Origin of the sequence: Tropicibacter alexandrii, from assembly GCF_003667315.2 — a bacterium.
In the GTDB taxonomy this organism is placed as follows: Bacteria; Pseudomonadota; Alphaproteobacteria; order Rhodobacterales; family Rhodobacteraceae; genus Tropicibacter; species Tropicibacter alexandrii.
In genome coordinates, this window is record NZ_RCTZ02000002.1 from 67,155 (window position 1) to 88,810 (window position 21,656).

General features: G+C 64.9%; 18 protein-coding genes. 16 read left to right on the forward strand and 2 right to left on the reverse strand.

All coding sequences use genetic code 11. The features are described 5' to 3' along the window. Positions 1-200: 200 nt before the first annotated feature. The 5 genes from deoC (at position 201) to rlmH (ending at position 4,885) form a co-directional block, all read left to right on the forward strand. Positions 201-1,193, forward strand: coding sequence for a deoxyribose-phosphate aldolase (gene deoC, locus D8Z78_RS02925; protein WP_121629210.1), 993 nt, complete (start codon positions 201-203; stop codon positions 1,191-1,193). 50 nt (positions 1,194-1,243) lie between these two features. After that, positions 1,244-1,534, forward strand: coding sequence for a hypothetical protein (locus tag D8Z78_RS02930; RefSeq protein ID WP_164932865.1), 291 nt, complete (start codon positions 1,244-1,246; stop codon positions 1,532-1,534). Beyond that, positions 1,531-3,861, forward strand: coding sequence for an aldehyde dehydrogenase family protein (locus D8Z78_RS02935; RefSeq protein ID WP_121629208.1), 2,331 nt, complete (start codon positions 1,531-1,533; stop codon positions 3,859-3,861). Before D8Z78_RS02930 ends, D8Z78_RS02935 begins: the two co-directional genes overlap by 4 nt. A gap of 183 nt (positions 3,862-4,044) precedes the next feature. Further along, on the forward strand, positions 4,045-4,410 hold the full coding sequence (rsfS, locus tag D8Z78_RS02940; protein WP_121629207.1) for a ribosome silencing factor: 366 nt from the start codon (positions 4,045-4,047) through the stop codon (positions 4,408-4,410). Positions 4,411-4,414: 4 nt separating this feature from the next. Then, entirely contained in the window at positions 4,415-4,885 is a 471-nt protein-coding gene (gene rlmH / locus D8Z78_RS02945; RefSeq protein ID WP_121629206.1) for a 23S rRNA (pseudouridine(1915)-N(3))-methyltransferase RlmH, read from the forward strand. A gap of 60 nt (positions 4,886-4,945) precedes the next feature. Here rlmH and D8Z78_RS02950 read toward each other — a convergent pair whose 3' ends face one another. After that, positions 4,946-5,749, reverse strand: a complete 804-nt coding sequence (locus D8Z78_RS02950; protein WP_121629205.1) for an undecaprenyl-diphosphate phosphatase — start codon at positions 5,747-5,749, stop codon at positions 4,946-4,948. Positions 5,750-5,970: 221 nt separating this feature from the next. On the opposite strand from D8Z78_RS02950, the gene D8Z78_RS02955 reads away from it, so the two are divergent. From D8Z78_RS02955 to D8Z78_RS03000, 10 genes are all read left to right on the forward strand, one after another. Continuing rightward, positions 5,971-7,410 (forward strand): NAD(P)-dependent oxidoreductase, encoded by a 1,440-nt coding sequence (locus D8Z78_RS02955; RefSeq protein ID WP_121629204.1) that lies wholly within the window; start codon positions 5,971-5,973, stop codon positions 7,408-7,410. After that, complete coding sequence (locus D8Z78_RS02960; protein WP_240671971.1) at positions 7,407-7,862, forward strand: GFA family protein; 456 nt, start codon at positions 7,407-7,409, stop codon at positions 7,860-7,862. The genes D8Z78_RS02955 and D8Z78_RS02960 overlap by 4 nt, the downstream gene beginning before the upstream one ends. 129 nt (positions 7,863-7,991) lie before the next feature. Further along, positions 7,992-12,524 carry a glutamate synthase large subunit gene (gene gltB, locus D8Z78_RS02965; protein WP_121629202.1) on the forward strand — a complete coding sequence of 1,511 codons (4,533 nt, stop codon included), beginning with the start codon at positions 7,992-7,994 and terminating at the stop codon, positions 12,522-12,524. A 321-nt stretch (positions 12,525-12,845) separates the two neighbouring features. Beyond that, positions 12,846-13,571: a monofunctional biosynthetic peptidoglycan transglycosylase gene (gene mtgA, locus D8Z78_RS02970; RefSeq protein ID WP_121629201.1), complete on the forward strand. Its 726-nt coding sequence runs from the start codon at positions 12,846-12,848 to the stop codon at positions 13,569-13,571. A 151-nt stretch (positions 13,572-13,722) separates the two neighbouring features. Next, on the forward strand, positions 13,723-14,391 hold the full coding sequence (gene fzlA / locus D8Z78_RS02975; RefSeq protein WP_121629200.1) for an FtsZ-binding protein FzlA: 669 nt from the start codon (positions 13,723-13,725) through the stop codon (positions 14,389-14,391). A 75-nt stretch (positions 14,392-14,466) separates the two neighbouring features. Beyond that, positions 14,467-15,519, forward strand: a complete 1,053-nt coding sequence (gene queG / locus D8Z78_RS02980; protein WP_121629199.1) for a tRNA epoxyqueuosine(34) reductase QueG — start codon at positions 14,467-14,469, stop codon at positions 15,517-15,519. 212 nt (positions 15,520-15,731) lie between these two features. Further along, positions 15,732-16,178, forward strand: a complete 447-nt coding sequence (gene msrB, locus D8Z78_RS02985; RefSeq protein ID WP_121629198.1) for a peptide-methionine (R)-S-oxide reductase MsrB — start codon at positions 15,732-15,734, stop codon at positions 16,176-16,178. Further along, complete coding sequence (msrA, locus tag D8Z78_RS02990) at positions 16,178-16,684, forward strand: peptide-methionine (S)-S-oxide reductase MsrA (protein ID WP_121629197.1); 507 nt, start codon at positions 16,178-16,180, stop codon at positions 16,682-16,684. The genes msrB and msrA overlap by 1 nt, the downstream gene beginning before the upstream one ends. 157 nt (positions 16,685-16,841) lie before the next feature. Next, complete coding sequence (locus D8Z78_RS02995) at positions 16,842-18,320, forward strand: methyl-accepting chemotaxis protein (protein ID WP_128910596.1); 1,479 nt, start codon at positions 16,842-16,844, stop codon at positions 18,318-18,320. Between the two features lie 76 nt (positions 18,321-18,396). Continuing rightward, positions 18,397-20,421, forward strand: a complete 2,025-nt coding sequence (locus tag D8Z78_RS03000; protein ID WP_121629195.1) for an NADPH-dependent 2,4-dienoyl-CoA reductase — start codon at positions 18,397-18,399, stop codon at positions 20,419-20,421. Between the two features lie 5 nt (positions 20,422-20,426). Here the strand turns inward: D8Z78_RS03000 and D8Z78_RS03005 are convergent, their stop codons facing one another. Next, positions 20,427-20,951, reverse strand: a complete 525-nt coding sequence (locus tag D8Z78_RS03005) for a hypothetical protein (RefSeq protein WP_121629194.1) — start codon at positions 20,949-20,951, stop codon at positions 20,427-20,429. A 138-nt stretch (positions 20,952-21,089) separates the two neighbouring features. On the opposite strand from D8Z78_RS03005, the gene D8Z78_RS03010 reads away from it, so the two are divergent. Beyond that, complete coding sequence (locus D8Z78_RS03010; RefSeq protein WP_121629193.1) at positions 21,090-21,650, forward strand: type 1 glutamine amidotransferase domain-containing protein; 561 nt, start codon at positions 21,090-21,092, stop codon at positions 21,648-21,650. Positions 21,651-21,656: the final 6 nt, after the last annotated feature.

Genomic DNA, 21,656 nt, shown 5'->3' on the forward strand with positions numbered 1-21,656 from the left:
TTGATTGTGCATATGCGAGGCACTCGCAACAAGTCAAGGTTTTTGAGAATGATTCTCAAAAGGGGGTCGGGGCAAAGCCCCGACCTACAGGCCGTCGTGAGGATATTGAGGACATGCATGGCCCCGAGGGAAGGCTTGAACTCGGGATCAGGGCAAGGCAGGCTTGGCAGGTTCCGGCCTGATGCCGTGCGGAGACTGCGATGACCTCAAGCCCTTTGAAACCCGGGATCGATCACCTGCCGCAGGTGCAGGATGCGCGCAATCCCGGCATGGAGCTGGACATGGACTGGGTGATGCGGGCGCGGGCGAACCGCTCTGCCATCGAGCGGCGCGCGGCGACCCTGCCGGGGCGGAGGTCGGTCAAGAAGGACTATCAGGCTGCATGGCTGGCGCGGGCGATTTCCTGCATCGACCTGACGACGCTGGCCGGGGATGACACGCCGGGCCGTGTCGCGCGGCTGTGCGCCAAGGCGCGCCAGCCGGTGCGCGCCGATCTTTTGCAGGCTTTGGGGCTTGAGGGGCTGACCGTGGGCGCGGTCTGCGTCTATCACGACATGATCGCCCCTGCGGTTGCGGCGCTTGAGGGCTCGGGCATCCCGGTGGCCGCTGTCAGCACCGGTTTTCCGGCGGGGCTGTCGCCGATGCATCTGCGGGTTGCCGAGATCGAGGAAAGCGTCAAGGCCGGTGCAGAGGAGATCGACATCGTGATTTCCCGCCGCAAGGTGCTGAGCGGCGATTGGCAGGGGCTTTATGACGAGATGCGGGCCTTTCGCGCCGCCTGCGGCCCGGCCCATGTCAAGGCGATCCTCGCCACGGGCGAGTTGGGGACGTTGCAGAACGTGGCAAAGGCCTCTCTGGTCTGCATGATGGCGGGGGCGGATTTCATCAAGACCTCAACCGGCAAGGAAAGCGTCAACGCGACGCTGCCCGTGTCGCTGGTGATGATCCGCGCGATCCGGGAGTATCATGAAAAGACGGGCTGCCGTGTCGGCTACAAGCCCGCGGGCGGGATTTCCAAGGCCAAGGACGCGCTGGTCTACCTGTCCCTGATCAAGGAGGAACTGGGCGACCGCTGGCTGCGCCCGGATCTGTTCCGCTTTGGGGCCTCGTCGCTATTGGGCGATATCGAGCGGCAGTTGGAGCATCATGTGACGGGCGCCTACTCCGCCTCGTGGCGGCACGCGATCGGGTGAGCGGGCATGGGTATTTTGACCAAGAAGAAACAGGGGGTCCGGTCGGCATGATGCGGAGCAATCCCTATATGCTGCTGTTCGGCCTGTTCTTTGCCCTGTTTCTGGGCGCGCGGGGGTGGCGGCGGCGCGTGTTGAAGCGCGCGGTGCGTGATCTGCCGACGCGGTTGCGGCGCAGGGTGGGCGAGGAGCCCGGCTATGAGCCGCCCGACGATCTGCCCGAGGAGATGGAGGGATATGCCGCCCTGCATCGCCGCTCGGCGCGGATCATGCATGCCGTCTGGGCCGTCGCCTTTTGCTGGCTGGCTTACGTGATTTACCTCCTGTTGGAGCATCTGCAATGACCGTCAAAGAGATATTCGAGACCATGGAGTACGGCCCTGCCCCCGAAAGCGCGGGCGACGCGCTGGCTTGGATCACTGATCAGGGCGCGCGGTTCGGTTGCTTCATCGACGGGGCCTTTGCCGCGCCGGGCGAGGTGTTCGAAACCCGCAACCCGGCCACCGGCGAGGTGCTGGCGGAAGTGACGCAGGCGTCGCAGGCGGATATCGATGCGGCGGTTCGGGCGGCGCGGGCGGCACAGCCGAAATGGGAAAAGCTGGGCGGACCGGGGCGGGCGCGGTATCTGTACGCGCTGGCGCGGCTGGTGCAGAAACACGCGCGCCTGCTGACCGTGCTGGAAACGCTCGACAACGGCAAGCCGATCCGCGAGGCGCGCGACATCGACGTGCCCTTGGTGGCACGGCATTTCTATCACCATGCCGGGATGGCGCAGCTGATGGAAACGGAACTGCCCGGGCGGCAGGCGCTGGGCGTGTGCGGGCAAATCATCCCGTGGAATTTCCCGCTGCTGATGCTGGCATGGAAGATCGCGCCGGCCTTGGCCATGGGCAATACGGTTGTGCTGAAACCGGCGGAGTGGACGTCTTTGACCGCCTTGTGCTTTGCCGATCTGTGTCGGCAGGCGGGCTTGCCCAAAGGTGTGGTGAACATCGTCACGGGTGATGGGGCGGTGGGCGAGAGGATCGTCGCGGCGGATGTGGATAAGATCGCTTTTACCGGTTCGACCGAGGTGGGGCGCAAGATCCGCGCGGCCACGGCGGGGCGCGGGATCGCGCTGACCTTGGAGCTGGGGGGCAAGTCGCCCTATATCGTCTTCGACGATGCCGATCTCGACTCGGCAGTCGAGGGGCTGGTGGATGCGATCTGGCTGAATGGCGGGCAGGTCTGCTGTGCTGGCTCGCGCCTGTTGGTGCAGGAAGGCGTGTCCGAGACGTTCTATACCCGCCTGCGCGAACGCATGGACAAGCTGCGCACCGGCAACCCGCTGGACAAGTGCATCGACGTGGGGGCCATCGTCGATCCGGTGCAACGCGAGAGGATCGCGGCGCTGGTCGAGGGCTGCGGCGGGCAGGTGCATCGGGGCGCAGCGCCCGAGGGCTGTTTTTATCCGCCGACGCTGATCACCGGCCTGTCGCCAGCGGATGCGCTGATGCAGGAGGAGATCTTTGGGCCGGTGCTGGTGGCCACGACCTTCCGCACGCCAGCCGAGGCGGTGCAGGTGGCGAATGACACGCGCTATGGGCTGGCGGCGAGCGTCTGGTCCGAGAACATCAACACCGCCTTGGATGTCGCGCCGAAACTGGCGGCGGGCGTGGTCTGGGTGAACGGGTCGAACATGTTCGACGCGGCCGCGCCCTTTGGCGGCGTGCGCGAAAGCGGCTTTGGCCGGGAAGGCGGCTGGGAAGGCTTGCAGGCCTATACGCGGCCCATGGGCAAGGCGAAGGCGCTGAAGCGGGTCGAGCCCTTTGCCGGGGACGAGGCCGAGCCGCAGCCCGTGGACCGCACCGCCAAGATGTATATCGGCGGCAAGCAGGCCCGGCCCGATGGCGGCTACGCCCGGAACGTCTTTGACAAGCGGGGGCGGCTGATCGGGCAGGCCCCGCTGGCCAATCGCAAGGATATCCGCAACGCGGTCGAGGCGGCGCGCGGGGCCTCGGCGTGGTCCGGGGCGAGCGCCCATAACCGCGCGCAGGTGATCTATTACATCGCCGAGAACATGGCTGCCCGGAGCAAGGAGCTGGCGGCGCGGATCGACGCGCTGACCGGCGGCAAGGAGGGCGCCAAGGAGGTCGATCTGGCGGTGAACCGCCTGTTCACCTACGGCGCTTGGGCGGACAAGTTCGATGGCCGCGTGGCGCAGGCGCCGGTGCGCGGGCTGGCCGTGGCCTTGCGCGAGCCATGTGGCGTGATCGGAATGCTCTGCCCGGATGAGGCGCCCTTGCTGGGGATGATCTCGCTGATCGCGCCTGCGATTGCCATGGGCAACCGGGTGGTCTGTGTCGCCTCCGATCCCTTCCCGTTGATGGCGGCGGAGCTGATGCAGGTGCTGGAAACCTCGGATGTGCCGGGCGGCGTGGTGAATCTGCTCACCGGCGATCACGAGGAACTGGCGGGGACCTTGGCCACGCATATGGACGTGGACGCGGTCTGGTCCTTTTCGGGGGCGGATGTCTCGCTTGAGATCGAGCGCGGCGCGGCGGGTGTGCTGAAGCGGACTTGGGTCAATGACGGCATGGCGCGTGACTGGTCCGGGCCGGAGGGCGAAGGGCGGGCGTTTCTGGACGCCGCGACGGAGGTCAAGACCGTCTGGGTGCCCTATGGGGCGTGACGTTGGGGAGGATGGGTTGAAACCCATCCTACGGACAGGCCTGCCTACATTGAGATTTCACGACTCCGGTGTTATATCTGGGATAGGCCCAGCGTCGGGGCGTGATCGACGTGTGACCCATAGGAGGACAATGTCCTGTCATCTTTGGCAAATGCGGGTTCACCCGCAGAACGGGGACAGCCCATGGCGGGTGTGACCCTTAACGCAGTGACCAGCGAGATGATCCTCGCCAAGGTGCTGGAAATTCTCGACGACAACAAGGCCGAGGACGTCGTGCAGGTCGATCTGCGCGGCAAATCGTCCGTGTGCGATCACATGGTGATCTGCTCGGGGCGGTCGTCGCGTCAGGTCGCGGCGATCTCGGAAAAACTGTCGGAACAGCTCAAGGCCGATCTGGGCGTGATGTCCAAGATGGAAGGCAAGGAGACCGGCGACTGGGTGCTGATCGACACGGGCGACGTGGTCGTGCATGTCTTCCGGCCCGAGGTGCGAGAGTTCTACCAGTTGGAGAAGATGTGGCTGCCCGCAGCGCCGGGGGCGCAGGCCTGAGGCCATGCGCGTGCATCTTTGCGTGGTCGGGCGCCTGCGAAAGGGGCCCGAGCGCGAGCTGATCGACGATTACCTGACACGGTTCGACAAGACCGGGCGGTCCATGGGACTTGGCCCGGTTTCCGTCGTCGAGGTCGAGGACAAGAAGGGCGGCGGCATGGCGGCCGAGGCGGCGCTGCTGCGCGCCAAGCTGCCCGCCGGGGCTGTTCTGTGTTGTCTGGATGAGCGGGGCGAGGTGATCTCATCTCCGGATTTCGCCGACCGTCTGGCGCGCTGGCGCGATACCGGGCGGCAGGATTTGGCCTTGGTCATTGGCGGGGCGGACGGGATCGACCCGGCCCTGCGGGCCGAGGCGGATATGCTGCTATCCTTCGGCAAGATGGTCTGGCCGCATATGCTGGTGCGGGTCATGCTGGCCGAGCAGTTGTACCGGGCGGCCTCGATCTTGGGCGGTTCGCCGTATCATCGGGTGTAAGGGGCTTTGCCCCTCGGCCCTGCGGGCCTCACCCCACGGTATTTCGGGCCAGAAGAAGCGTTATGTATACGCAATCCACAGCAGGATGACGCCGAGGATCACGCGGTAGACCACGTAAGGCGTAAAGCTGACCGAACGCAGCAGGCGCATCATCAGGGTCAGGGCGAGCAAAGCCGAGACGAAAGCAAGTGCGGCGGCAATCGCCCCGTCCTTGGCGGCCTGCAGATCGGCGGTGCTGGCGACTTCGAGGCCGAGCAGCGTGCCCGAGGCGATGATCGTCGGGATCGACATCAGCATCGAGAGTTTCGCAGCGTCGTGGCGCTTGTAGCCCAGTTGCCGCGCGGCGGTGATGGTGATGCCCGAACGGGATGTGCCGGGGATCAGGGCGATGGCCTGCGCCACGCCCATATACATCGCGTGTTTCAGAGACCAGTCGCGATCCTCGCGGATTTCGGGGGCGCGGGTGTCGGCCCACCACAGCACGATACCAAAGCCAAGCATCGTCCAGCCGATCACCGCGATCGAGCGCAGGCTGTCGTCAAGGCCGGTGAGTTTCAGGGCGAGGCCGAACAGCACGACGGGGATGGTCGCCATGATCAGCAGAAAGGCCAGTCGGCTGCCCGGGGTGTCGATCTTGCCGGTGACGAGGCGTGGCAGCCCCGCGACGGCGGTGCGCACATCGGCCCAGAAATACAGGATCACCGCGAACAGCGTGCCCACATGCACGGCAACGTCGATGACCTGTCCTTGGTCCTGCATGCCGCTCAGCGAGGGCAGGAGAATCAGGTGGCCCGACGAAGAAATCGGCAAGAACTCGGTAATGCCCTGAATAAGGGCGAGAATCAGAAGCTGGGTAAAGGTCATGGCAATGGGTCCGTCGCGTCGATGTCCGTGGTATAAACCCTTGGTTTGCAGGGGGAAGGAGATAATTGGGTCCGGTTTGTAACCTAAAATCGCCGCGATGCCGCAAGATTTCGATGGGGCGGCAGGCTGTTTCTGCAATATAGGTCAGTATAATTGACTTTTATTCCATTTGGACATTGTGTAACAGGCTGCAAACGGATCTTCAGGAGAGGGCGTGGATTATGGCCAAGCAGCCGATGCTCAAATTCGTCAACGTCGAACGGCAGATGCCGGAAAAGCGCGAGGCGACCGTCCGCCGCGCGGATTTCGACGAGATTTATGCCGAATACGCCGCCGCCAAGGCCGAGGAACAGGCCGCGCGGTGCAGCCAGTGTGGCGTGCCCTATTGCCAGTCGCATTGTCCGCTGCACAACAATATCCCGGACTGGCTGCGTCTGACCGCGACCGGCCGTCTGGAAGAAGCCTACGAGATCAGCCAAGCCACCAACACCTTCCCGGAAATCTGTGGCCGCATCTGCCCGCAGGATCGCCTGTGCGAAGGCAATTGCGTGATCGAACAGTCGGGCCACGGCACCGTGACCATCGGCTCGGTCGAGAAATACATCACCGACACCGCGTGGGAGCGCGGCTGGGTCAAGCCCGCCGCCCCCGCACAGGAACGCCCTGAATCGGTTGGCATCATTGGCGCAGGCCCCGGGGGCCTTGCCGCCGCCGACATGCTGCGCCGCGCCGGTGTGCAGGTCACGGTCTATGACCGCTACGACCGTGCGGGCGGCTTGCTGACCTATGGCATCCCCGGCTTCAAGCTGGAGAAGGACATCGTGATGCGCCGCAACCAGCAGTTGACCGATGGCGGCGTGCGCTTTGTGATGAACTGCAACGTCGGCGAGGACATGTCCTTTGACGAGATCCGCGCGCAGCATGACGCGGTCATCATCGCCACAGGCGTCTACAAGTCGCGTGATCTGGGCGGGCCGGGTGCCGGGGCCAAGGGCATCGTCAAAGCCATCGACTATCTGACCGCGTCCAACCGCGTGGCCAATTTCGGTGACAGCGTGGCCGAGTACGAGTCGGGCGAGCTGAACGCCAAGGGCAAGAAGGTCGTCGTGATCGGCGGCGGCGACACGGCGATGGACTGTGTGCGCACCGCGATCCGTCAGGGTGCAGAGTCGGTGAAGTGTCTCTATCGCCGCGACCGTGCGAACATGCCGGGGTCGCAGCGCGAAACGCAGAACGCCGAGGAAGAAGGCGTGATCTTCGAATGGCTGACCGCGCCCGCAGGCTTCAAGGGCGGTGACGTTGTCAGCGCCGTCACCGTGCAAAAGATGCGCCTTGGCGCGCCGGATGCCACGGGTCGCCAAAGCCCGGAACTGGTCGAGGGCAGCGACTATGACGAGCCCGCCGATCTGGTGATCAAGGCGCTGGGCTTCGAGCCGGAAGAGGTGCAGACACTCTGGGGCGCGCCCGAGCTGGAAGTGACCCGCTGGGGCACCGTCAAGGCCGAGTTCACCACGGGTCGCACATCCTTGGATGGCGTCTACGCGGTGGGCGACATCGTGCGTGGCGCGTCTCTGGTGGTCTGGGCGATCCGCGACGGGCGCGATTGCGCCGAGGCGGTTCTGGCCGATCTGAACGCCAAAGCCTCGGTCGCGGCGGAGTGACCGGCGCGGTTCGTCAGGGCGGCTGCATGTGTGGCGCGGTGCGGTTCGAGGCGCGCGACGTGCCGTCGAAATGCGGGGCGTGTCATTGCGAGATGTGTCGCCGCTGGACCGGATCGGCGCTGATCGGGGTGACGGTGCCGACCGATAGCATCACCTGGACCGGGCCGGTCAAAACGCTCCAGTCCAGCGACTGGGCCGAGCGGGGGTTTTGCCCGGACTGCGGCACGGGGCTGTTCTTTCGGGTGACGATGCAGGGCCAGTGGTTCGGCTCGACGGAACTGCCCGTTGGCGTGTTCGACGACCCGAACGGTTTCGAGATGACGAACGAGATCTATATCGACCACAAGCCCGACAGCTTTGCCTATGAGGGCCAGTCGGGGCGGCGGTTGCTGACGCGGCAGGACTGCGTGGAAAAGTACGGTGTGCTGGAAGGTGGCGGGCCGGAAGATTGACGGGACGGGACCGGGGGCCAGCCCCCGGACCCCCGAGGTATTTGGGGACCAAAGAAGCCGAGGCGGTCTTCACGGTCCGAGACGAGATAACGGTGCCGCGCAAGTGGCCATTCATGGAGGATGTGAACCATGACCAAGTATGATGCAGACTGGGCGGCAGCCGAGGAAGCCAAGCGCAAGTGGATGTCGGAAAACGGCATGTACCACGAAAGCGAGGAGCATTCTTCGTGCGGGGTGGGCCTTGTGGTCAGCCTGAATGGCAAGCCGTCGCGCAAGGTGGTCGAGGCGGGCATCACCGCGCTGAAGGCCGTCTGGCACCGGGGCGCTGTCGATGCCGATGGCAAGACCGGCGATGGCGCGGGCATCCATGTGCAGATCCCGGTTCCCTTCTTCTACGACCAGATCGAGCGGACGGGGCATACCCCGCGCAAGAACGAGCTGATCGCCGTGGGGCAGGTCTTTCTGCCGCGTACGGATCATGGCGCGCAGGAGATGTGCCGGACCATCGTCGAGTCCGAAGTGCTGCGCATGGGCTACTACATCTATGGCTGGCGGCATGTGCCGGTGAAGGTCGACTGCCTTGGTGAAAAGGCCAACGCGACCCGGCCCGAGATCGAGCAGATCCTGATCTCCAACGCCAAGGGCGTGGATGAGGAGCAGTTCGAGCGCGAGCTGTATGTCATCCGTCGCCGCATCGAAAAGGCCGCTGCTGCCGGTGGCGTGAACGGGCTGTATATCGCCTCGCTGTCCTGCCGGTCGATCATCTACAAGGGTATGATGCTGGCCGAGCAGGTGTCGGAATTCTATCCCGACCTTCAGGATGACCGTTTTGAATCGGCCTTCGCGATCTACCATCAGCGCTATTCGACCAACACTTTCCCGCAGTGGTGGCTGGCGCAGCCGTTCCGGATGCTGGCCCATAACGGCGAGATCAACACGCTCAAGGGCAACGTCAACTGGATGAAGTCGCACGAGATCCGCATGGCGAGCGGCACGTTCGGCGACACAGCCGAGGACATCAAGCCGATCATCCCGAACGGCTCGTCGGATTCGGCGGCGCTGGATGCGGTGTTCGAGGTGCTGGTCCGCGCCGGGCGCAACGCGCCGATGGCCAAGACGATGCTGGTGCCGGAATCGTGGTCCAAGCAGGCGGTCGAGCTGCCCGAGGCGTGGCGCGACATGTATTCCTACTGCAACTCGGTGATGGAGCCGTGGGACGGCCCCGCCGCCCTTGCGATGACCGATGGCCGTTGGGTCTGTGGCGGTCTGGACCGTAACGGGTTGCGTCCCATGCGTTATGTCGTGACCGGCGACGGACTGCTGATCGCCGGATCGGAAATCGGCATGGTGCCGACGGACGAGGCGACCGCGCGCGAAAAAGGCGCGCTTGGGCCGGGCCAGATGATCGCCGTCGACATGAAAGAGGGCAAGCTTTACCACGACGTCGAGATCAAGAACGCGCTGGCGGCCAGCCAGCCGTTCGGCGAGTGGGTCGGCAAGATCAACGAGCTGGACGAGGAACTGGCCAGCGTGACCGAAAAGCCGATCTACGAGGGCGCAGAACTGCGCCGCCGCCAGATCGCTGCCGGCTACACCATCGAGGAACTGGAACAGATCCTTGCGCCCATGGCCGAGGATGCCAAGGAAACGCTGGCGTCGATGGGTGACGACACGCCCTCTGCCGTGCTGTCGAAAAAGTACCGCCCGCTGAGCCATTACTTCCGCCAGAACTTCAGCCAGGTGACCAACCCGCCGATCGACTCGTTGCGCGAATTCCGCGTCATGAGCCTGAAAACGCGGTTCGGGAACCTCAAGAACGTGCTGGATGAATCCAGCGCGCAGACCGAGATTCTGGTCGTGGACAGCCCGTTTGTCGGCAATGCACAGTTCGAGGAGCTGACCAAGCAGTTCAACGCGCCCTGCACGACCATCGATTGTACCTTTGGCGACGGGCCGAACGCCCTGCGTGACGGGCTGGCCCGCATCCGCGCCGAGGCCGAGGATGCCGTGCGCTCGGGTGCCGGCCACCTGATCCTGACGGATCAGAACGTGTCCGAAGACAAGGTCGCGATGCCGATGATCCTTGCCACCAGCGCGGTGCACAGCCACCTGACGCGCAAGGGGCTGCGGACCTTCTGCTCGATCAACGTGCGCTCTGCCGAATGCATCGACCCGCACTATTTCGCCGTGCTGATTGGCGCCGGCGCGACCGTCGTGAACGCCTATCTGGCCGAGGACAGCCTTGCCGACCGCATCAATCGCGGCCTGCTGGATGGCACCTTGACCGAAAACGTCGCGCGCTATCGCGAGGCGGTGGACCAAGGTCTGCTCAAGATCATGGCCAAGATGGGGATTTCCGTCGTGTCGTCCTATCGCGGCGGTCTGAACTTCGAGGCGGTGGGCCTGTCGCGCGCCATGTGCGCCGAATACTTCCCCGGCATGATCTCGCGCATTTCCGGCATCGGTCTGAACGGCTTGCAGCGCAAGGCGGTGGATGTGCATGCGTTGGGTTTCAAGGGGACCAATGTCCTGCCCATCGGTGGCTTCTACAAGGCGCGCAAATCGGGCGAGACGCATGCTTGGGGTGCGCAGACCATGCACCTGATGCAGGCGGCCTGTGACAAGGCGTCGTTCGAGCTGTGGAAGCAGTATTCCAACGCGATGCAGGCCAACCCGCCGATCCATCTGCGCGACCTGCTGGCGATCAAGCCGCTGGGCAAGGCGATCCCGATCGAAGAGGTCGAAAGCATCACCTCGATCCGCAAGCGGTTCGTGACGCCGGGCATGTCGCTGGGCGCGCTGAGCCCGGAGGCACACAAGACGCTGAACGTCGCGATGAACCGCATCGGGGCCAAGTCGGACTCGGGTGAGGGAGGCGAAGATCCGGCACATTTCGTGCCGGAGCCGAATGGCGACAACCCGTCGGCCAAGATCAAGCAGGTGGCCTCGGGTCGCTTTGGTGTGACCGCCGAATACCTGAACCATTGCGAGGAACTGGAAATCAAGGTCGCGCAGGGTGCCAAGCCCGGCGAGGGTGGCCAGTTGCCCGGCATGAAGGTCACCGACCTGATCGCGCGTCTGCGGCACTCGACCAAGGGCGTGACGCTGATCTCGCCGCCGCCGCACCACGACATCTACTCGATTGAGGACCTCGCGCAGCTGATCTACGACCTCAAGCAGATCAACCCCACCGTGAAGGTGACGGTGAAGCTGGTGGCGTCTTCCGGTGTCGGCACGATTGCCGCTGGTGTGGCCAAGGCCGAGGCCGACGTGATCCTGATCTCGGGTCACAATGGTGGTACAGGCGCGTCGCCCGCGACCTCGATCAAATATGCCGGTCTGCCGTGGGAAATGGGCCTGACCGAGGCGCATCAGGTTCTGGCGATGAACAACCTGCGGAGCCGCGTGCTGCTGCGGACCGATGGTGGTCTGCGCACGGGTCGTGACATCGTCATGGCCGCGATGCTGGGGGCCGAGGAATACGGCATCGGCACGGCGGCGCTGATCGCCATGGGCTGCATCATGGTGCGCCAGTGCCAGTCGAACACCTGCCCGGTCGGTGTCTGCACGCAGGATGAATCCCTGCGGGCCAAGTTCACCGGCAATGCGGACAAGGTCGTGAACCTGATCACCTTCTACGCGCAGGAAGTGCGCGAGATACTGGCGTCGATTGGTGCCCGGTCGCTGGAAGAGGTCATCGGTCGCGCCGATCTGCTGTCGCAGGTCAGCCGTGGCTCTGAACACTTGGACGATCTCGACCTGAACCCGCTGCTGATCCGCGTCGATGGCTCGGACAAAATCAAGTACGATCTGAACCGCCCCCGCAACGAGGTGCCGGAAACGCTGGACGCGGAAATCGTCCGCGATGCCGCGCGCTTCCTGAAGGATGGCGAAAAGATGCAGCTGTCCTACGCGGTGATGAACACGCACCGCACCGTGGGCACGCGGGTGTCGTCGCATATCGTGCGCAAGTTCGGGATGCGCAACGCGCTGCAGCCCGATCACCTGCACGTCAAGCTGACGGGCTCTGCCGGTCAGTCGTTGGGCGCGTTCGCCGCACCGGGGCTGAAGCTGGAAGTGTCGGGCGATGCCAACGACTACGTGGGCAAAGGGCTTTCGGGTGGTCTGATCGTCGTGCGCCCGCCGCTGGTCTCGCCGCTGGAGGCGTCCGAGAACACGATCATCGGCAACACCGTGCTGTACGGCGCGACCGATGGCCACCTGTTTGCCGCCGGTAAGGCGGGGGAGCGGTTCGCTGTGCGCAACTCGGGCGCCAAGGTGGTGATCGAGGGCTGTGGATCGAACGGCTGTGAATACATGACCGGCGGTGTCGCTGTCATTCTGGGCGAGATCGGTGCGAACTTTGGCGCGGGCATGACCGGCGGCATGGCGTACCTGTACGACCCCGAGGGCAAGTCGGCGGACATGATGAACATGGAAAGCCTCGTCACCTGCAAGGTGCGCACCCCGGAATGGGAAGCGCAGCTCAAGGGCTTGATCGAAGCGCATGTGACCGAGACTCGCTCGCGCAAGGGCGAGTCGATCTTGCAGAACTGGGACCTGGAAAAGGACAACTTCGTTCAGGTCTGTCCGAAGGAGATGCTCAACAAGATCGAGTACCCCTTGGGAATCGAAGAGGACCTCGCCGTTCCGGCAGAGTGATCCGATCCGAGCAAAGACACGAAGCCCGGGCGATTGCCCGGGCTTTTTCGTCGCAGGGTTGCACGATGCGCGCCCGACGTGCATCCACTTTAGGTTTCAACCTGACGTTGGGTCAAATTCCATAATTTGGCCACAGTTCAAACGCCCCGGGAACCAATTGCGCGGGCATAAAGAAACTGTTCTCACGTGGTATCAAGCGTATCCGGTTCAGGTAGATGGTCAGTGAATGCCGCATGGGCGTTTCGGTGTATGGCGGGGTCCCCTTGCGGGGCCTCGCCTTTTTCCTGTCGCAAAACCGGCCATGCAGGGTATGAAAAAGCCATGGCGAAAAAGGCAAAACAGGCAAGGAAAACCGGCAATACGCCGCGCCGGGTGCGCCCGGTGCGCTGGCTGTTGCGGCAATGCTTGCGGATCGGGGGGCTGGCCGTGGGTCTGATACTGGCGATGGTGGTGGTCTATGCCGGGTTGAACCCGCCCACCACGCACACGATCTGGAGCGAGGGCCGCCGCCTTGGCGGTGTCGACCGCAGTTGGGTCGAGATCGACCGGGTGGCGCCGGTCATGCTGCGCTCTGTCGTGGCGGCAGAGGATGCGAATTTCTGCAATCACTGGGGGTTCGACATGTCGGCGATCCGCGCGGCGATCGCCGATGGCGCTGCGCGTGGCGGATCGACGATCAGCCAGCAAGTGGTCAAGAACGTCTATCTCTGGCAGGACCGCAGCTGGCTGCGCAAACTGCTGGAAGCGGGCATGACACCGCTGGTCGAGGCGGTCTGGTCGAAACGGCGCATTCTGGAGGTCTATCTGAACGTGGCCGAGTTCGACGAGGGCGTGTTCGGGGTCGAGGCTGCGGCGCGGCATTATTTCGACACCGGTCCGGACAGGCTGACGGCGCGACAGGCGGCCTTGCTGGCGGCGGTGCTGCCCTCGCCGAAACGCCGCGACGCGGCGAACCCGACGGCGGCGGTGTCGCGCCGGGCGCGATCCATTCAGGACGGGGCGGCGACGATCGCCGCGGATGGCCGCGCCGCCTGTTTCGAAAACTGAGCAGGTGCGCGGGGCTCAGCCCCGGCCCGCCATCGGACCGGTGGCCGAAAGGCCCCGGCGCGCGTGATCCCGCCGGCGCGCGGGCGGCGCTTGAATCCGGGGCGGCTTCGCCTGTATCAGGGGGCGTATTCCCCAAGTCTCAGGGTTCTCGATGGCTGCCATCCTCTATCACGTTCCGCTCTCCCCATTCTGTCGCAAGGTGCGCCTGTCGCTGGCGGAGAAGCGCATCGAATGCAATCTCGAGAGCGAGCCCTACTGGGAAAAGGACCCGGATTTCCTGCGCCGCAACCCGGCGGCCAAGGTGCCGGTGCTGAAGATCGACGGCAAGACCATGGCCGAAAGCGCCGCCATTTGCGAATGGCTGGAGGAAAAGTACCCAGAGCCCGCCTTGATGCCCAAGGGCGCCGATGCGCGGCTCGAAGTGCGGCGGCTGGTGGGGTGGTTCGACGACAAGTTCCACAACGAGGTCACCTCGAAGCTGCTCTATGAGCGGGTCAACAAGAAGGTGATGAAGATGGGCTTCCCCGACAGCGGCAACGTGAAGGCCGGGGCCAAGGCGATCAAGTATCATCTCGATTACATGGCTTGGCTGCTGGATCACCGGCGCTGGCTGGCCGGGGATAGCATGACGCTGGCGGATTTTGCCGCTGCGGCGCACTTGTCGTCGCTGGATTATATCTCGGATGTGGATTGGAACCGCAGCCAGACCGTGAAGGACTGGTATGCCAAGATCAAGTCGCGCCCGGCCTTCCGCAGCATCCTGGCTGACCAGGTACCGGGCTTTCCGCCGCCGCCGCATTATGCCGATCTGGATTTCTGAGATCGGCTGTCGGAGCGAGGGGCCAGCCCCTCGCGCTCCCCGAGGTATTTGGGGACCAAAGAAGCAGGGGGTTTCGTGCAGGATCTCGCGGCACGGCTGAAGGCGGAGGCAGAGGCGGTCGGGTTCTCGGCCTGCCGGGTCTGCAAGCCTTGGGATGTGCCGCAGGTGGCCGAGCGGCTGGCGGCGTTCGTGGCGCAGGGGCGTCATGGGCAGATGGGCTGGATGGCTGAGCGGATGCATTGGCGCGGCGCGCCGGATGTGCTTTGGCCAGAGGCGCGGTCGGTGATCATGCTGGCAGAGGAGTACGGGCCGGATCACGATCCGCTGGAGGTGCTGGGCCAGCGCGACCGCGCGGCGATTTCTGTCTATGCGCAGAACCGCGACTATCACGACGTGGTCAAGAAGCGGCTGAAGCGGCTGGGGCGCTGGTTGATCGAGGCTGCGGGCGGGGCGCCGGAAATCAAGGTTTTCGTCGACACGGCGCCGGTCATGGAAAAGCCGCTGGGGCAGGCGGCGGGCCTTGGCTGGCAGGGCAAGCATACCAACCTCGTCAGCCGCGATCTGGGGTCGTGGTTTTTCCTGGGCTGTATCTTTACGACCTTGGAATTGCCGGTGGACGGGGCCGAGGTCGATCATTGCGGCTCCTGCAGGCGCTGTCTGGATGTGTGCCCGACCGATGCCTTTCCGGCGCCCTACCAGCTGGATGCACGTCGCTGCATTTCCTACCTGACGATCGAGCATCACGGGCCGGTGCCGGTCGACTTGCGCGCGAAAATGGGCAACCGGATCTATGGCTGTGACGATTGCCTTGCGGTCTGCCCGTGGAACAAGTTCGCCCGGCAGGCCCACGAGGTGAAGTATCATGCGCGCGACGATCTGCGCGCGCCCGAGTTGCGCGGTTTGGCAGGGCTGGACGATGCGGGGTTTCGCGCGCGGTTCTCGGGCTCGCCGATCAAGCGGATCGGGCGCGACCGCTTCGTGCGCAATGTTCTGTATGCGATCGGCAATTCCGGCGATTCCAAATTGCTGGACGCGGCGCAAGCGCTATGTGAGGATGCGGACGAGGTGGTCCGGGATGCGGCGCGATGGGCCGTGGACCGTCTCGGGGGGATCCACGGCGGGTCATGACGGGCGCCAGGCTGCCATCCCAGCGCCCGGAGCGACTCCTTCGATCCTTGGGAGAAAAAAGAATGTCACCCGCCTGTTAGATAGGCGGGCCATCCCCGTTCGCGCAAGCACAACGCACACAGATGTGCGTGTTGTTTCAGATGGGTTCCCTTTTTGCATCCATGCCCCATTTAAGGAACTGAGTTTGAGCCTGCACTAAACAGGAGGGGAAATTGGCAAAATATGAGCGAAGACCGGAGGTTATCCACAGCCTGACGCCCGAGCAATACCGCGTGACCCAAGAGAACGGGACAGAGCGGCCGGGCACCGGCGAATATCTGCACAACAAGGCGTCTGGCCTGTATGTGGACGTGGTTTCGGGCGAACCGCTGTTCGTCAGCGCCGCCAAATACGAATCGGGCTGCGGCTGGCCGAGCTTTGTGAAGCCGGTGGAACCTGACAATATTGTCGAGCTGCGCGATACCACGCACGGGATGATCCGGGTCGAGGTCCGCTCGCGCCACGGCGACAGCCATCTTGGCCATGTCTTTCCGGACGGGCCGCAGGACCGGGGCGGGCTGCGCTACTGCATCAACTCGGCCTCGCTGCGCTTCATCCCCAAGGAAGAGATGGAAGCCGAGGGCTATGGCCAATATATCGACCAAGTGGAGGATTTGTGATGACCGAACGCGCCGTTCTGGCGGGGGGCTGCTTCTGGGGTATGGAAGAGCTGATCCGCAAGCTGCCGGGGGTCGAAAAGACCCGCGTCGGCTATACCGGGGGCGATGTGCCCAACGCGACCTATCGCAACCATGGCACCCATGCAGAGGGGATCGAGATCCTGTTCGATCCCGAGCGCATCAGCTATCGCCGCATCCTGGAATATTTCTTTCAGATCCACGATCCGACCACGATGAATCGTCAGGGCAATGACGTGGGCATGAGCTATCGCTCGGCGATCTACTACTGCTCGGACGAACAGCGCGCCTGCGCGCTGGAGACCATCGCCGATGTCGAGGCCTCGGGCCTGTGGCCGGGCAAGGTGGTGACCGAGGTCGAGCCGGTGGGCGATTTCTGGGAGGCCGAGCCCGAGCATCAGGATTACCTGCAACGCTATCCGGGCGGCTATACCTGCCACTTCCCGCGGGTCGACTGGGTCTTGCCGCGACGGGATGCCGCCGAATAGCGGGCGTTAATCTCGTCGTAAACGCGGTCGGATATCAGGGGGTTACAAATCGAAGGAACCCCCAGTGACGACCCGACCAAACTTGGACACGCTCAAGGACCGCAAGCTTGCGGTCCTTTCCCTTTTGTTGATTGCGCCCTTTCCGATCGGGGCGGCCATGGTCGCAGGCAATGCGATCATGCCGGAGGCCATCGCGGCCGTGCTGCTGCTCGGGCTGGGTCTGGCCTGCACCCGCCTGAAGGCAAGCGCGGCGGAGTATGGCCTTGTCGCGGCGCTGGTCGGGATGCCGATGCTGGCGGTGGCGGCGGCCTCCGGGCAGGCTTGGCAGTTGGACATGCATATGCTGTTCTTCGTCCAGTTGGCTGCGGTGTCGATGCTGTCGCGGGTGCGGCTGCTGATCTGGGGGGCGGGGCTGATCGCCGTGCATCACGTGCTGTTGACGGTCGTCATGCCGCAGCTTGTCTATCCCTCGTTCGACCTGTGGGCGAATGTGCTGCGCAGCGGTCTGCATGCTGTCGTCGTGGTGATCGAGACTTTCGGTCTGGCTATGATCGTGCTCAACCGGAACGCGGCGCTGTCACAGGCCGCGACCGCCGTGCAGGAGGCGGCCCGTCAGACCGGGCTCGCCAGCGAGGCGCAGACGGCCTCTGCCCGTGCCGAAGAGGCGGCGAACACCGTGGTCGACCTGCTGCGCGCGCATCTGGGCCGACTTGCCAATCGCGACCTGACCTGCACCATCGAGGCCCCGCTCGATGGCCGGTACGAGGCGATGCGGCAGGACTTCAACCGCGCGGTGGATATCCTGCGCGACACGATTCGCGACACCGCCGAGGCCGCCTGCGCCTTCCGAGACGAGGCATCGGGCCTGAACGGCGCAGCGATCGAGATGTCGCAACGCGGTGAGCGGCAGGCCAGCGACCTGAGCGCGGCGAATGAGGGCTTTGCCGCCATGTCCGGCAGCGTCCGCATGACCGCGCAGCGCGCCGCCGAGGCATTTCGGCTGGCCACCGAGGCGAACGAGCGCGCGGCGCGCTCGGGCGAGGTGACGACGCGGGCGGTCGAGGCGATGAAATCCATCGAGTCCTCGTCGGGGGAGATCGCGCGGATCATCGACCTGATCGACGACATCTCTTTCCAGACCAACCTGCTGGCGCTGAATGCCGGGGTCGAGGCCGCGCGGGCTGGTGTCGCGGGCAAGGGCTTTGCCGTGGTGGCCACCGAGGTCCAGCAATTGGCGCAACGCACCGCGCAGGCCGCCAGCGGCATCCGCACGCTCATCGTCGACAGCGAGCAGCGGGTCAGCGAGGGCGTGGAACTGGTGTCCAACGCCATCGCCTCGCTGGGGGAAATCCGCGAGACGGTGCATGCGGTCAGCCGGGTCAATCAGGATATCAACGCCGAGAGCGCCCAGCAGAGCAAGGCGCTGGATGCCTTCACCGATACGATTGGTGCGATCGACAGCAATACACAGGCGAATGCCGCCATGGGCGAGCAGATGGCCGCCCTGTCCGAACGCATCGCCACCGCGGCGCAGGAACTGGCCCAGCGGATGAGCGGGTTTGGCGTGGCGCAACCGGCCGAGGCTGGCTTTGCCGCCCCCGACCCGCACCGGGAGGCGGTGTTGGCGGTGGCGTGACGGCTCTGACGCGACGTTTCACCGTGACAGCGCGGGCCGGATCGGGTGAGGTGCGGGACAAACAGGGAGGCCCGCCATGACCGACTATCCGCATATGCTGTCGCCGCTGGACCTTGGGTTCACCACGCTGAAGAATCGCGTGTTGATGGGGTCCATGCACACCAATCTCGAAGAGCGCGGCGACTGGAACGCCGTGGCCGAGTTCTATGCCACGCGGGCGCGCGGTGGGGTCGGCCTGATGGTCACCGGAGGTATGGCACCAAACCGCGAGGGCGGGGTCTTTCCGGGGGCCGAGGGGCTTTATACCGACGCGGATATCGCCAACCATCGCATCGTGACAGACCGGGTCCATGACGCGGGCGGCAAGATCTGCATGCAGATCCTGCATGCGGGGCGCTATGCTTATGGGCCCGAATGCGTGGCGCCCTCGCCGATCAAGTCGCCGATCTCGCCCTTTCCGCCGAAGGAGCTGGACGAGGATGGGATCGAGAAACAGATCGCCGATATCGTCACCGCCGCCGTTCGCTCACGCGAGGCGGGCTATGACGGCGTCGAGGTGATGGGGTCCGAGGGGTATTTCCTCAACCAGTTCCTCGTGACGCATACCAACAAGCGGACGGATCGCTGGGGCGGGTCCTACGAGAACCGCATGCGCCTGCCGCTGGAGGTGGTGCGCCGGGTGCGCGCCGCCGTGGGGCCGGATTACATCGTGATCTATCGTCTCAGCATGATCGACCTCGTCCCTGATGGCTCGACCTTCGACGAGGTGGTGCAGCTGGCGCAGGCGGTGGAGGCTGCGGGCGCGACGATCCTGAACACTGGCATCGGCTGGCACGAGGCGCGGGTGCCGACGATTGCCACATCTGTGCCGCGCGCGGGCTTTGCCTGGGTGACGCGGAAATTGATGGGCAAGGTGGGAATCCCGGTGATCACCTCGAACCGCATCAACACGCCGGATGTGGCGGAACAGGTGCTGGCCGAGGGCTGCGCCGACATGGTGTCGATGGCGCGGCCCTTCCTTGCGGACCCGGATTTCGTCGCCAAGGCCGAGGCGGGCCGGGCGGACCTGATCGCGCCCTGCATCGCCTGCAATCAGGCCTGTCTGGATCACACCTTCTCGGGCAAGGTGTCGTCCTGTCTGGTCAACCCGAAGGCCGCGTTCGAGACGAGTTTGGTCGTCGAAAAGGCCGCAACGGCCAAATCGGTCGCGGTGGTGGGCGCGGGGCCTGCGGGCCTGTCGGCGGCGATCACCGCAGCAGAGCGCGGGCACAAGGTCGTGCTGTTCGACAAGGCCGACCAGATCGGTGGGCAGTTGAACATGGCCAAGGTCGTGCCGGGTAAGGAGGAATTCCACGGGCTGGTCGATTGGTTCGCCGCCATGTTGGCCGAGCGCGGCGTCGAGCTGCGGCTGGGCGCAGCGGCGGGGGTGGACGACCTGACCGGCTTTGACGAGGTGATCGTGGCCACGGGCGTGAACCCGCGCGATCCGGAGATCGCCGGGCAGGATCATCCGTCGGTGGTGGGCTATGTCGATGTGTTGCGCGGCGGGGCAGAAGTCGGCAAGCGCGTCGCGGTGATCGGCGCGGGCGGCATCGGCTTTGACGTCAGTGAATATCTCGTGACCGGCGACAGCCCGACCTTGGACGTGGCCGCGTGGCGGCGCGAATGGGGCGTGGCCGATCCGGCCGAGGCGCGTGCGGGGCTGGCCCCCGAGGGGCCGCAGCCCGACCCTGCCGCGCGGCAGGTGGTGATGTTCCAGCGCAAGGCGGAAAAGCCGGGCAAGCGGCTGGGCAAGACCACCGGCTGGATCCACCGCGCGGCGCTGAAGATGAAAGGCGTCGAGATGCGCGCCGGGGTGAATTACGAGCGGATCGACGATGCGGGCCTGCATGTCAGCTATGGCGAGGCCCGCGAGCGCCCCGAGGTGGTCGCGGTCGATACGGTGGTGCTGTGCGCCGGGCAGGTCAGCGAGCGGTCGCTGGCGGATGCTTTGGAAGCGGCGGGCGTGTCCTGCCACGTGATCGGCGGCGCGGATGTGGCGGCGGAACTGGATGCCAAGCGGGCCATCGACCAAGGCGTGCGGCTGGCGGCGGGGCTATAACGGCGCTAGCGGTCTTCGAAGAAGTCCTCGGGCAGGCGGTCGCGGATCGCGTGTGCGAAGAGGTCGACTTCGAGCGCGAGACCGACTTCGAATTCGTTCAGCTCGGGCCCGCTCCAGCGGCGGGTTTCGAGCTGGGCCAGAAGGCTGCGCCGGGTCTGGTCGTCGCGCGGGTCGAGCTCGAACGCGCCTGCGGCACGCAGCAGGTCGATGCGCTTGTGGACTTCGCGCATGGCGGCGAAGGCCTCGATCATGACGCGGGTCAGGCGCGGTTCGGTCTGCCAAGACCGGCCGTCGAACACCTCTTGCACCACGCGGTTGCCAGCGCCGAGGCAATCATAGGCGACACAGCCTTTCATGCCCCGTTCGGTCAGGTCGTCATGGATGGCGCAGTCATAGCCAGACAGGTTGCGGCACGGCTCGCCCGGGTTCTTGTCGAAGGCAAAGTCGCGGCCCTTGTCGAAGGCCAGCGCGAGGCAACACAGGGCAGCGCATTGCGAGCAGTCGGTCCGGAGGGGGGCGGTGCGGGGCATGTGCGGTGTATCCGATGGAACGGGCCAAGAATGCAAGGGGCTGCGGAAGGGGGCACCTGTCCACGGCCTGTCGGTGGGTGGCGGAACGTTGTGGCCGGTGGCGGGTTGGGCCTGTGAACGCCTGATATGGAGGGTACCATGACAAAGATTACAGACGCCAAGATCGTCCTCATTTCCAGCCACGGTTTCGAGCAGTCGGAACTGGAATTCCCCCGTGACCAGCTGCGCGCCAAGGGCGCGGAACTGCACGTTGCCACGCCCGACGGCAAGGCCGTCAAGGGTTGGGAAGGCAGCGACTGGGGCCGTGAGGCCGAAGCCGATCTGAAGATCGCCGATGTCGATGCGACGCAATACGACGCGATCGTCATTCCCGGCGGCCAGATCAATCCGGACCTGCTGCGGGTCGACGCTGCGGCGGTCGAACTGGTGCGGTCCTTTGCCCGGCAGGGCAAGGTCATCGCGGCCATCTGCCACGCACCGTGGGTGCTGATCGAGGCGGACATCGTGGCGGGACGCGAAATGACGTCCTACCCGTCGCTGCGCACCGATCTGAAGAATGCGGGCGCACGAGTGATGGACGAGCCGGTGGTTGCCGATAGCGGCATCGTGACGTCGCGCAACCCCGACGATTTGAAGGCTTTCGTCAGCAAGATCGTCGAAGAAATCGAAGAAGGCCGCCACAATCAAAAGGCGGCGTGATCCGGG